The organism is Promicromonospora iranensis (assembly GCF_028994805.1).
GTDB classification, from domain to species: domain Bacteria; phylum Actinomycetota; class Actinomycetes; order Actinomycetales; family Cellulomonadaceae; genus Promicromonospora; species Promicromonospora iranensis.
Genome location: NZ_JAJQQP010000007.1, coordinates 291800 through 303763, shown reverse-complemented (window position 1 = coordinate 303763; position 11964 = coordinate 291800). Strand labels below are relative to the sequence as shown.

Sequence of the window (11964 nt, the reverse complement as noted above, 5' to 3'; positions counted from 1 at the left end):
GATGCCAGCGGGTGAATTTTCTCGGCGGGCCAGACCTACCCGACACTTGCGACAATGGGACCGTGCAGACAGACGGACGCAGTGAGTCACCCGCCGAGCGAGCGGACCGGAACTGGAACGAGCTCCTCCAGGAGCTGCGCGTCATGCAGACCGGCGTGCAGATCCTCACGGGGTTCCTGCTCACGCTGCCGTTCCAGGCCCGGTTCGCCGATCTCGACAACTACCAGCGCACCGTCTACCTGGTCCTGGTCGTGATCTCGGTGACGGCGACCGCCCTGATCGTGGCGCCCGTGAGCGTGCACAGGGCCCTGTTCCGCAAGCAGATGAAGAGCCACATCGTCACCATGGGCGCCCGGCTCACCCGGATCGCCCTGGGTGTGCTCGCCCTGGTGATGACCGGCGCGGCACTGCTCGTGTTCGACGTCGTGGTCGGGCGGACCGCAGGAATCGTGGTCGGTGCCTGCGTGCTCGTGGTGCTGGTGATCGTGTGGGTCGTGCTGCCAGAGGTGCTGCGCCGCCGCCAGTGACCGGAAGGTGCTCAGAGCGTCTTGTGCCAGGCCACGATCCGGTCGACGGCACGCGTCACCGTGTCCAGGGAGGACGCGAACGACAGCCGCACCCACTCGTGCCCGTGCACGCCGTCGAAGTCGGTCCCCGGCGTGATCGCCACGTCCGCCTCGGCCAGGAGCCGCGCGCAGTAGGTGATCGAGTCGAGCCCGAACGCGGCGACGTTGCCGTACAGGTAGAACGCTCCGTCGGCCGGAGCGACGGGACGCCACCCCAGCTCACCGAGCCGCTCCAGCAACAGCGTGCGCGACGCCGCGTACCGGGCCACGTTCTCCGCCGCAGCCGCATATCCCTCGGGCGTGAACGCCGCGATGCCGGCATGCTGCGCGAGCGCCGGCGGCGAGAGCGCGACGTTGCCCGCGAGCGCGTCGACGGGCGCCACCAGCTCGTCGGGCAGCACCAGCCAGCCGAGCCGCCAGCCGGTCATCGCCCAGTACTTCGAGAACGAGTTGACGACGACCGCGCCCTGGCCGGTGAACGTCGCCGCCGTCGCCTGCGCCACCTCGTCCGAGTAGGCGATGCCGTGGTAGATCTCGTCGCTGATCAGCCGCACGTCGTGGTCGGCACACCACTCCGCGATCGCGGCCAGCTCGGCCGGCGTGATCATCGTGCCCGTCGGGTTGGCGGGCGAGGCGACCATGACGCCGTCGAGCCCTCCGCCGTAGTAGGCCTCGTTGAGCTGCGACACCGTGGGCTGGTAACGGGTCTCGGGACCGCAGTCGAGCTCCACGACCTCGCAGCCCAGCGCCGACAGGATGTTCTTGTAGGCGGGGTAGCCGGGGCGGGCGAGCGCCACGCGGTCACCGACGTCGAACGACGCGAGGAACGCGAGCACGAACCCGCCGCTCGAACCCGTGGTGACGGCGATCCGCGCGGGGTCGACGTCGACGTCGTACCAGCGCTTGTAGTGGCCGGCGATCTCCGCACGCAGCGCGGGCACACCCATCGCCTCGGTGTAACCGAGGGTGCCCTCCCGCAGCAGCGCGATGGCACGCTCGCGCACGACGTCGGACGCGCCGGTCGACGGCTCCCCCGCGCAGAGGTTGAGCACGTCCGCCCCGGTGGCACGCCGCGCGTTCGCGGCGGCGAGCACCTCCATGACGGCGAACGGGGGCACGTGGGACCGGCGAGAAACCTTCATGCCGCCATCATCGCCCACGAACACGTCCGGCGAGTGGGGTATTGCCCTCCCCACCCTGTGGCGAGCTGGAACACCGATGACCGGCTCCGACGTCCACCGCGTCACGCGCAAGGGTTCTGTACGAGGAATCCGGTTGGCGCTCTCTCGACTCGCGCTCCAGGGAATCGTCCTGTCCTCCCATGTCGGGGCAGCGACAACACACACCTTGAACCGGGAGCACTTCGGCTTCGCCGCGATCGACGCCGCCTTCAGCGCGCTCGATCCATGGACCCGGTTCCGGTCGCGCGTCGCGGAGGTCATAGCGGAACATGGTCCCGACGATCCTCTATCCGTGACGGTGGCCGTATTCGGTTCCGTCGCGCGTGGCGAGGCCAGGCTGGACTCGGACGTCGATCTTGTGGTCGTCGTCGACGAATTGAATGACTTCGCCGAGGACCTCGCTGACGAACTCCGCAGCGAGCTCAGCGCGGCCACCGGCCAAGCCGTCCAGGTCTACCTCACCACGCCCGCGCGCCTGCACGACGCTGTACGTCTCGCGGACCCGATCGTCGACTCCTTCCGCTCGGATGCTCGTGCTGTGTCCGGACCGGACATCCGCACGTACCTCCAGGAGCCTCGATGACACCCCGCCAGCAGCCCCGAACACGACCAATGACCAGTGGCGATGTCCGTGTACGAGCCGCCACGGCGCGTAAGTATCAGGAGGTAGGCGAGATGGTGCTCGTGACGACCCTTCCGAGCCGCTTGTGAAAGTTGTAACATGCTGGCATGGCGCCGGGATCGCGCAAGGACGCAGAGAACGACCCCCTCCGCCGGGCCGCGCAGTACCGCGTGGACCGGGAGGCGGCGAGCGCCCAGGAGCCAGGTGACTCCCCCGCGTCCGACGGTACGGACGGTGACGACGAGGGCAAGAAGTCGCTCGCCAGCATGAGCGCCGAGGAGCGCTCCCGCTACGTCGACGTCGTCGTGGACCAGGCGATGCGCCGCGGCGAGTTCGACAACCTGCCGCTGCAGGGCAAGCCAATACCCGGCCTGACCGGCACGTACGACCCCGACTGGTGGGTCAAGGGCCTCATCGAGCGCGAGAACATCACAGGCGTCCTGCCGTCCGCCCAGCTGCGCAAGGACGATGCGGAGCTGGACGACACGCTGGACCGCGAGGGGATGGAACAGCGTGTGCGAGAGATCGTCGCGGACTTCAACGCACGCGTCGTCGATGCGCGGCGCCAGCTCCGGGGCGGACCGCCGGTCGTCACGCCCACCCGGGACGTCGACGAGGAGGTCGTCCGGTGGCGCGCCAGGAGAACGGCACGGCGGGCAGCGTCGAGCACGCCGTCGGCGTCGGACCGCGAGCCGACGACGTCGGAGCGTCGCCCGTGGTGGAAGTTCTGGTGACCGTCCCGCGCCGGTTCAGAACCCGTACGCGGTCACGATGACCACGACGGTCACCAGCCAGTAGGGCACGGACCCGACCACGAAGCCCAGCCCTGCTGCCACGGCCATGCGCCCCCAGCTGGCGCCGAACTTGCCGGAAAGGACTCCGGCGGCCATGGCGAGACAGCCCGCGATCGTCACCCCCTCGGCGGCTCCCTGCGAGATCAGCATCCCGAGAATCAGCGCAGCGAGCCCGACGGCGGTCTCGCTGCGAGCGAGAAACGGCCCGCCCCGGCGAGCCCGGGGATGGGTCTCCTGGTGCGTTGTCATGGCGCATCGCCCCTCGTACCCGACGTCGGTGTGGGCACCTCCGTTCCAGGATCTCACCATGGCCGCGCCTTCGCCAGGCGCCGCCGGAGTCGAGGAAGCAGGCGGCTCGGCGTCAGTCCGGAGCGAGCACGTAGCCGCGGAACCAGCGCTCGGTCTCGCGCCACACGTGCTCGCGCACGGGCGTCGCCGAGAGGGTCACGTCGTGCAGGCCGCCGGCGATGCGCACGAGGGTGATGAGGGAGCCGACGTCGGGCACGCGGCGGGCGATCCCGACCACGTCCAGCACCGAGTCGGTGCTCCGCATGTCCTCGCTCCAGCGCGTCGGGATGGTGCTGCGGGTGCTGAGCAGCACCAGGACCGGCACCTCGATGCCGAGCCCGCGCGCCACCTGGTCCTGCCCGCGGAAGATCGCCGCGAGCCACGCCGGTGTGGGGCGCCAGCCGGCATCGGGGCGCCAGGTGACGTCGTACTCCCACTCGCCGTCGAACCGCGAGGAGATCGCGCGGGCGTACAGGCCGCGGTCCAGGTTGACGAGCTGGCTGCGCGGCACGAGCGCGGACTGGACGCGGATGCCCGGCTCCATGATCTTCCGCACCGCCTCGCGAGGCTGGAACTCCAGCCAGGGCGAGTTCAGCACCAGCCCGGCGACCCGTTCCTGGTTGCGGGCCGCCCACAGGCTGACGGTGAGGCCGCCCGTGGAGTGGCCCATGAGCACCAGCTTGCGCTCGGGCTCCGCGTCACGGCCGTGTCCCATGGCGCTGAGCGCAGCCTCGATCTCCTCGTCGTAGGTGGTCAGGCTGCGGACGAATCCTGGGGTCTGGCCCTCGCGCAGGCTGCGGCCGTAACGGCGCAGGTCGAGGGCGTGGAACCGCACTCCGATCGACTCCCAGAAGTCAGCGAGATGGGCCTGGAAGAAGTAGTCGAGCCAGCCGTGCACGTACAGCAGGTCGACGCCGACGTCGGGCGGGGCAGCATGCGGTTCGTCGTCGTGATGCGGGCGTGCCGCGCCCCGCAGGTGCAGCCGCCGCCCCAGCTCCGACAGCTCGTCCCAGAGCCGCGCGACCTGCGGGTTCTCGGCGCCCACCCGACGCATGCCCCGGCGGGGCTCGGCGCCGTCGTGCCGGTCTCCCGCAGGCTCGACCGGCTCCGGCCGGGCTCGCCGGACCAGCGTCGCCACCACCTCGGGGTCGTCCTCGTCGGGCTGCAGGGGCAGCGTCAGCCGCTCGAAGCCCGGCAGCACGTCTGGCTCCCACGCCGGCTCGGGTGTCGTTCCGTCGTCCGGACCTGGGGAGAGGCTCGTCATCTCACCGACGGTAACCGCAGGTGGGCCCACTCCGTCGGATAGTCGTCGAGCCACGTCTCGAGCGATCGTGCCTGCCGCCCCGCGAGCTGCCTGACGTCGGGGCTCACCGCGGCGAGCCCACCCGCCTCGATCGCCTGGCACTGCGATATCCAGTCCTCCACCTCACCGGCGGTCGACCGGTAGAACAAGGAGCGTGCCTGCTCCACGGTCTGCGGCACGTACCGGACGGACCGCCCCACGGCCGTCGACAGCACCGCCGCCACCTCGTCGAGGCTCAGCGCCTCGGGTCCGGTCAGGTGGTAGGTCCGGCCCGCGTGCCGCTTCGGGTCCTCGTCGAGCAGCACGGCGGTGGCGACGTCGGCCACGTCGTCGTGCGACACGGTGGCGACCCGTCCGGCTCCTGCCGGGGCGCGGAGCACGGTGTCCCGCACGGATCCGTACGACTCGTCGTGGACCGCGAACGTCAGGGTGCGGTGGAACATGGCGATCCGCAGCATCGTCCATCTGAGGTCGGTGCCACGCAGGTACTCCTCGGTGAGCCAGTCGTCACGAGCAGCGGACGACACGGCGTCCGGCGCAGCGCCCACCGACGACACGTAGACGACGTGCCGCACCCCGGCGAGCACTGCCGCGTCGATGGCGGCACGGTGCTTGCCCACCCGACCGGTGCGCTCCGAGCCCGGGACCAGGAACACCGCATAGGCGCCGTCGAACGCACTGGTCAGGGCTCTGCGATCGGCCTCGGGAGGGACGGCGACGACCTCCGCCTCCGGCAGGGGTGCACCGTCGGGCAGGCGGGGCGCCGTGCCCCTCCCGCTGACGAGCAGGCGCTGCCGACCACCCGCCGCCGCCACGCGGAAGGCGAGCCTGGAACCCAGACGGCCGTCGGCCCCGGTGAGGACGACCAGCCGGTCGGGCGACGCGGAGGTCATCCCCTCACGGTAATCGGCCGGGAGTCACCGGGCCGGACGTGGTGGGGTGAATCGTCCGGCGGTCACGCACCGGAGGACACGCCGAGCTCCGCCCGGACGAAGTCGACGACGCCGTCCGCCGCCGCCTCGATCTGTGCCAGGCACACCTCGAAGTCGTGCGGGCCGCCGTACCAGGGGTCGGCGATGTCGAGCTCGTTCTCGGGGAGCCCGTCGGCCGCCGGGTCGAACGAGCGGTACATCCGGATGGTGGCGTCGCCCCGCACCCGCCCGGCAAGGTCCCGCAGGCCACGTGCGTGCCGGGTGGTCATGGCGAGCACCAGGTCGTGCGAGCCGACGTCGTCCGTGGTCACCTGGCGCGCCCGGTGTCCGTCACCCAGGGGATAGCCGTGCTCGGCCAGGACGGCACGGGCCCTCGGGTCCACCGGGTTGCCGTGCTCCTCGTCGCTCACGCCGGAGGAGTCCACCACGACGGCGTCGCCGAGGCCTGCCGCCTCGAAGCGGTCACGGAGCACGATCTCGGCCATCGGGGACCGGCAGATGTTTCCCGTGCAGACAGTCATCACGCGGTAGGCAGTCACACGATCATTCTCCCGGACCGAGGCAGGGGAAAGCCCGCGGGGCGACTGGTGTCAGCCGTGCTGGACGAGGGCACGGCACCCGCGGGCTCCGGTGGTCGCGAGGAACTCGCCACCATGTCCCGTTGCGCCTGAGCAGATCAGGAAGGCCCCGTGCTGAGCCCTCCGACCGGCGTCGGCGCGAAACGCATACGCGTCACGCGACTAGCGCGCGACCACCTCATGGGTCCGATGTGAAATCACTGCTCGGATCACCTCCCTTCTCATGTGCCCACGAACTTACGCTCCGAAACGGCGACCGCCCAGGTTTTTTCCTCGCGGCGAAATCGGACGGGACGTCGACAACCCCCGGCACCCGGCGGAGCGACGACTTTCGAGGTGCCGATCCGTCTGCCCTGCATGACGACCATCACCGCCGACGCCTTCACGACGTCGGCCGACGGCACCCGGATCGCGTACGACCTGACCGGCCCGACCCCCGGGCTGGCGCCGGCGATCGTGGTGGTCGACGGTGTGCTGGCCCATCGTCTGCCCGTGACGCTCGCCGTGGCGACGGCACTGGGCGACCGGGCGACCACGCTGCGCTACGACCGCCGTGGTCGGGGCGGGAGCGGCGACACGCCGCCGTACAGCGTGGACCGGGAGATCGACGACATCGCCGCTCTGCTGGAGATCACCGGGCCCGCGGCGCTGCTGGGCATCTCCTCCGGAGCGTTCCTCGCACTGCGGGCCGCAGCCGATCTCGGCGCCGATGTCACCGGCGTGCTCTGCTTCGAGCCGACGTACGACGTCGCGAGCGGCGAGCCGCCCACCGATCCCCGGATGATCGCGGGGGTCGAGACCTGCATCGAGATGGGTGACCCCGGCAGCGCCGTCGAGCTGTTCCTCGACGTGGTCGGCATGCCGTGCCGGCTCCTGCCACGCATGCGCGAGTCCCCCTCGTGGGCCGGCCTGGAGGCGATCGCACCGACCATCGCCTACGACGGCCGGATCCTCGCCGGTGTCGCCCTGGGCCACCGCGCGCTGATGGGCCGGTGGCACCAGATCACCCAGCCGGTCCTCGTGGCCGACGGCGCCGCGAGCGCCGTGCCCCTCACGGACGCCGCGGAGTCGCTGGCGGCGGTGCTGCCGATGGCGCGTCGGGTGACCCTGCCCGGGCAGGGGACGGACGTGCCACCAGAAGCGATGGCCGAGGCGGTGGCGAGCCTGCTCAGAACGGCCGGCGCGCCGTGACCAGGATGCGCGGCGCCTCGTCGACGAGCTCGTTGCCCGTCGCGAAGTGCATGTGCAGCGCACGCAGCCCTGCCTCGTGCCGCGCGACGGCGGCCGGGGTGAGGTCGGCGAGACCGGGGACCTGCCAGGCCGCCGTCCGCAGGTACCAGAGCACCGACGACAGGTCGGTGAACGTGCGGGTGCCCGCGTGCTCGGTGGCTTCGACGATCTCCAGGCCGGAGGCCACGAGCCCGTCGGAGATCACGTCGATGGTGACGGCGTCCGGGTCCCAGCCGAGCGGCACGCCGAGCACCCGGTTGAGGACGATTCCGTCACGCGTGTCCACCTGTTCGGTGAGGAACGTCCCGCCGGGCTCCAGCACACGGCCCACCTCGTCGGGGTCGATGGTGCTGAACCGGCTGAGCACGGCGCTGTACTGACCGTCGAAGAAGGGCAGCAGCATGTCGCCCGTCCAGGACGGCTCGGCCCGGCGCACGTCCACACCGAGCGGCTCCAGGCGGCGTCGGGCAGTGAGGAATGCCGGACCGGTCTCCGTCGCGGCCGAACCCTTGGGGAGCGGGCCGAGGCCCGCGAAGAAGTCACCGCTGCCGGTGCCGATGTCGAGCACGGCACCGCGGGCCCCGAGCACGACGTCGCGAGCGAGCGCGGGGTAGTCCCACGTCGGGTCGTCGATCGTGAGACGGTCGTGGACAGGGGCGTCCGTGAGCCCGCCGGTGAAGAGCGCCGCGGGTGTCGAAGGGGTCGCAGGGGCGTTGCGCGCCCATTCGATGTGGTCCTCGAACGGCGCGTCCGGCGCCGGAGCTGGGGCGATCGAGACGTCGAGCATGGTGCAGATTGTGACGCAAAGTAGGACCAAGGGGCGAACACTGGCGCAAACACGACCCGAGGAGTCGATCTGATGGTGGATCCGTTGCCTGAAAACCAGCCTTCACCTGGAGAGACATCGACTGCCCTGCGCGTGGTCGGCCTCATGTCCGGCACGTCCCACGACGCCGTCGACGCCGCCGCGTGCGACCTCCGGCTCTCCGGCGACACGCTGGTGCTCACGCCGCTGGGGCACCTCTCCGTCCCCTACCCGCCGGCTCTGCGGTCCGAGCTCGTGGCAGCGCTGCCGCCGGCCCGCACCACCCTGGAGACGGTGTGCCGGCTCGACACCGGGACCGGGCAGGCGTTCGCCGACGTCGCCGCACGCGCCGTGGCCGAGCTCTGCGCCGGCGACGCCGACCTGGTCGTGTCGCACGGGCAGACCGTCTTCCACTGGGCACCCGACGGCTGGGCACCCGACGGCGGCGCCGTGCTCGGCACCCTGCAGGTCGGTGAGCCCGCCTGGATCGCCGAGACCACCGGTCTGCCCGTCGTCTCGGGTCTGCGCACCCGCGATGTCGCTGCGGGTGGTCAGGGCGCTCCCCTGGTGGGCCTGTTCGACGCGCTCTGGCTCGCCGGCCGTCCCGGCTCCGCCGTGGCCCTGAACCTGGGCGGCATCGCGAACGTGACCGTGCTGCCCGCCACTCCCTCGCAGGTCGAGCCCGTCCCTCCGCGGGTCGAGCCTGTCGAGACCTTCGACACCGGCCCTGCCTGCGCGCTGCTCGACGCAGCGACGCGACACGTCACGAACGGCCGCCAAGCGTTCGACGCCGACGGCGCCCTCGCCGCCCATGGCCAGGTGCTCCCCGACCTCCTGGTGCGCCTGCTCGACGACCCCTACTACGCCCGCCCCGCGCCGAAGTCGACGGGCAAGGAGCACTTCCACCTGGGCTACCTGCTGGATCGCCTCGGCCCCACGGCGCCGACGCCGCAGGACCTGCTCGCCACCCTCGTCGCACTCACCGCCCGCACCGTCGCGGACGCCGTCCGGCACACCGCCACCGAGGTCGTCGCCTCCGGCGGGGGTACCCGCAACACCGCGCTCATGGCGGCGCTCCGGGAGGAGCTACCCGGCGTCGCCGTCCGGACGTCCGACGAGCTGGGCGTGCCGAGCCAGGCCAAGGAGGCGCTGGCGTTCGCCGTGCTGGGCTGGCACACCTGGTACGGCCTGCCCGGTGTGCTGCCAGGAGCCACGGGCGCCCGGCGGCCGAGCGTGCTGGGGTCGGTGACACCGAGTGCGGAGGGACGGTTTCCGCCCGGGCGCGTCACCGCCGTCGGGCGGCCACGACGACTGGAAGTTCTGCGTCCGGTCTGAACCGTCGCACACTGCCTCAGGCGAGCTTGTCCGCCTCTTCCAGCAGTGGGATCAGACTGTCCCGGAACGCCGTGTTCATCCCGGTGCGCGAGGTCGCGTCGAGTCCTTCGAGCGCCCGTTCGAGATCCGCCCGGGCCTGCTGTCCGTGACCTAGAGACAGGTGGGCGATCGCCCGTGCCCGCAGAGAGATCCGCACGAGGGTGAGCCCTCGCACCTCCTCCGCCACCGCGATGGCCCGGTCCGCGGCACTGATCGCCTCCACGGGCCGGTCGAGCGCGACGAGCGCTTCGGACATCCGGTAGTGCAGGGTGCTGACCAGCAGTGTCGTGGCCAGCGTCGAGTTCGGTGCGCTGGCCTGCACGACGTCGTACGCGGCTCGGTACTCGTCGAGCGCACGCTGGTGGTCGCCGGTCGCTCGCGCGAGGTCACCGAGGAGGGACGACGCGCTGGTCGCCCCCTCGCGGTCACCGGCGAGACCGAACTGCAGCAGCGCAGTACGACAGGCCACAAGGCCCCCGTCGAGCTTGTTCTCGCTCAGCATCCAGCTCAGATAGAAGTTCGCCCACCCCAACTGCTGGTGGTCCTCCGACTCCTCAGCCGCCACGACCGCGAGCCTGGCGAGTCGTAGCCCTTCCTGGTGGTCCCGCGTCTCGACCACGGTGGCCCACACGAGATAGCCCAGGTGCATGGCCTCAAGGCGCTTGTCCCCCAGAGCACGCGACGACTCCACGGCCAGGCTGAAGAGCTCCGTCCAGTGTCCCCAGTTCGCCCAGAGCTCCGAGAACCAGTGCATCGCATCGGCCACGTCGGCCACCAGCGCATGCTCGCCGGCCTTGGCCGCCGCCTGCATCGCCGGCCACCAGTGATGCTCCTCCAGGCGGATCCATGCGTCGGCCGTCCCCGCGTCCGCGAAATCCACGCCGGCCGGCCCGGGTCCCGTCGGCGACCGGTCCGGTTCGAACCACGCACCGGCCCGCTCCAGGCTACCGAGCAGCCAGCGCCGCAGTCGGTCGCGCCGCGCCTCCGTCTGCTCAGCGGCATCCCCGGCGTCCGCGGCCAGCCGAGGGGAACCCGCGAACAGGCGGACAAGGTCGTGAAGGTGATACCGGTTGCCGCCTCGGGCCTCCAGCAGTCCCAGATCGGTCAGCTCGTCCAGCCGGCCCTCGACCTCTCCGACACTCACGGTGGATTCGAGGGTAGCCGCAGCGATCCGGGCGTCGAAGGTTCCGGCGTCGATCACAGAGATCGAACGAAACAGGGTGGCGACCGACGGTTCCAGGTCTTCGTAGGACAGCGTGAAGGCTGCCTCGACGGCCAGATCTCCAGCCACCAGCATGCGCAACCGGCTCTCGGCGGACCTGATGCGGGCCGAGAAGTCGCCCGCGTGGACCGCCGGCTTGCTGGCGATCCGGTTCCCGGCGATGCGCATCGCCAGCGGGACATGGCTGGAGAGCTCCGCGAGATCGCGCAGGTCACCGGCCGCCCGCTGATCCGGGGGGATGATCTTCGCCAGGAGCTCGACGCTCTCCTCCGGCCGGAGCGGACCGAGGGTGATCCGCCGAACTCCCTCCAACCCGGCAAGGGCGCGCCGGGACGTGATGACGACCGCACTGTTGGTGTGCAGCGTGAGAACGGGGCGGATCTGACGTTCCGAGTCGGCGTTGTCCAGCAAGACGGTCACCGGCTTCTCTGCGGTCACCGCGCGCCATCTGAGCACGGCGTCGTCCAGTGTTCTCGGCACCCCTTCGCTCCCACCGGGAACCTGTCGCAACAAGGCGCTGACGACCTGGACCGGGGTCAGAGGAGACGGGCTCAAGCCGTCGAGGTCGACGAACAGGAGCGGACGGCTGGAGTCCTCGAGGCGGTGGATCGCTTCGAGCGCGGTGGTGGTCTTGCCGATCCCCGCCAGTCCGGAGATGACGACAGGTGCGACGTGGCCTTCTGCGGGCGGAGAGAAGAACGAGGTGATCTCGGCGATCTCCCGCTCTCGGCCGGTGAAGTCCCAGACCCGGTGGGGCGCGACTGCCGAGGCTCGTGACCCTTGCGCGGGCACGGCTCGTCGGGCACGTGACTCGCGCAGCAGCTTCTGGCGATCCGCCGGGCCGAGCTGGAGCCCTCGGGCGAGCGCGTCGACGGTCCGTCGATGGGGGGCGGCACTGACGCCGCGCTCCACGTCACCAATGGTGCGAACGCTCACCCCCGAGCGTTCGGCGAGCGCTTCGAGGGTGAGGTCCGCCGCCAGCCGCAGCTGACGAATCTGCTCGCCGAGCGTCTGAGGTCGGTTCACCGGAGGCGACTTCGCATTTCTGCCTGCTTTCTGCCTGGCGGCA

The 11964-nt window shown here is 71.1% G+C and carries 12 protein-coding genes; 5 read left to right on the top strand and 7 right to left on the bottom strand.

Annotated features, from left to right (window positions below; translation table 11 throughout):
- Positions 1–62 precede the first annotated feature (62 nt).
- Positions 63–527: a DUF6328 family protein gene (locus tag LUM46_RS14170; protein ID WP_274994707.1), complete on the top strand. Its 465-nt coding sequence runs from the start codon at positions 63–65 to the stop codon at positions 525–527.
- An 11-nt stretch (positions 528–538) separates the two neighbouring features.
- Here the strand turns inward: LUM46_RS14170 and LUM46_RS14165 are convergent, their stop codons facing one another.
- Positions 539–1708, bottom strand: a complete 1170-nt coding sequence (locus LUM46_RS14165) for an aminotransferase class I/II-fold pyridoxal phosphate-dependent enzyme (protein ID WP_274994706.1) — start codon at positions 1706–1708, stop codon at positions 539–541.
- A gap of 133 nt (positions 1709–1841) precedes the next feature.
- Between LUM46_RS14165 and LUM46_RS14160 the strand changes: the two genes are divergently transcribed.
- Complete coding sequence (locus LUM46_RS14160) at positions 1842–2330, top strand: nucleotidyltransferase domain-containing protein (protein WP_274994705.1); 489 nt, start codon at positions 1842–1844, stop codon at positions 2328–2330.
- A 146-nt stretch (positions 2331–2476) separates the two neighbouring features.
- Complete coding sequence (locus LUM46_RS14155; protein ID WP_274994703.1) at positions 2477–3103, top strand: DnaJ family domain-containing protein; 627 nt, start codon at positions 2477–2479, stop codon at positions 3101–3103.
- A gap of 15 nt (positions 3104–3118) precedes the next feature.
- Here LUM46_RS14155 and LUM46_RS14150 read toward each other — a convergent pair whose 3' ends face one another.
- The 4 genes from LUM46_RS14150 to LUM46_RS14135 all read right to left on the bottom strand — a co-directional run bounded on the left by LUM46_RS14150 (position 3119) and on the right by LUM46_RS14135 (position 6207).
- Entirely contained in the window at positions 3119–3412 is a 294-nt protein-coding gene (locus LUM46_RS14150) for a hypothetical protein (RefSeq protein WP_274994702.1), read from the bottom strand.
- A gap of 112 nt (positions 3413–3524) precedes the next feature.
- Positions 3525–4715, bottom strand: a complete 1191-nt coding sequence (locus tag LUM46_RS14145; RefSeq protein WP_274994701.1) for an alpha/beta hydrolase — start codon at positions 4713–4715, stop codon at positions 3525–3527.
- Positions 4712–5647: an NAD(P)H-binding protein gene (locus LUM46_RS14140; protein ID WP_274994700.1), complete on the bottom strand. Its 936-nt coding sequence runs from the start codon at positions 5645–5647 to the stop codon at positions 4712–4714. The genes LUM46_RS14145 and LUM46_RS14140 overlap by 4 nt, the downstream gene beginning before the upstream one ends.
- Positions 5648–5709: 62 nt before the next feature.
- Positions 5710–6207 carry a low molecular weight protein-tyrosine-phosphatase gene (locus tag LUM46_RS14135; protein ID WP_274994771.1) on the bottom strand — a complete coding sequence of 166 codons (498 nt, stop codon included), beginning with the start codon at positions 6205–6207 and terminating at the stop codon, positions 5710–5712.
- Between the two features lie 414 nt (positions 6208–6621).
- Between LUM46_RS14135 and LUM46_RS14130 the strand changes: the two genes are divergently transcribed.
- Positions 6622–7455 carry an alpha/beta fold hydrolase gene (locus LUM46_RS14130; protein ID WP_274994699.1) on the top strand — a complete coding sequence of 278 codons (834 nt, stop codon included), beginning with the start codon at positions 6622–6624 and terminating at the stop codon, positions 7453–7455.
- Here the strand turns inward: LUM46_RS14130 and LUM46_RS14125 are convergent.
- On the bottom strand, positions 7433–8281 hold the full coding sequence (locus tag LUM46_RS14125) for a class I SAM-dependent methyltransferase (protein ID WP_274994697.1): 849 nt from the start codon (positions 8279–8281) through the stop codon (positions 7433–7435). The two genes, LUM46_RS14130 and LUM46_RS14125, sit on opposite strands and share 23 nt — an antisense overlap.
- A 72-nt stretch (positions 8282–8353) precedes the next feature.
- On the opposite strand from LUM46_RS14125, the gene LUM46_RS14120 reads away from it, so the two are divergent.
- Positions 8354–9634 carry an anhydro-N-acetylmuramic acid kinase gene (locus LUM46_RS14120; protein ID WP_274994695.1) on the top strand — a complete coding sequence of 427 codons (1281 nt, stop codon included), beginning with the start codon at positions 8354–8356 and terminating at the stop codon, positions 9632–9634.
- Positions 9635–9650: 16 nt separating this feature from the next.
- Here the strand turns inward: LUM46_RS14120 and LUM46_RS14115 are convergent, their stop codons facing one another.
- Positions 9651–11921, bottom strand: coding sequence for a helix-turn-helix domain-containing protein (locus LUM46_RS14115; RefSeq protein WP_274994693.1), 2271 nt, complete (start codon positions 11919–11921; stop codon positions 9651–9653).
- Between the last annotated feature and the right edge of the window lie 43 nt (positions 11922–11964).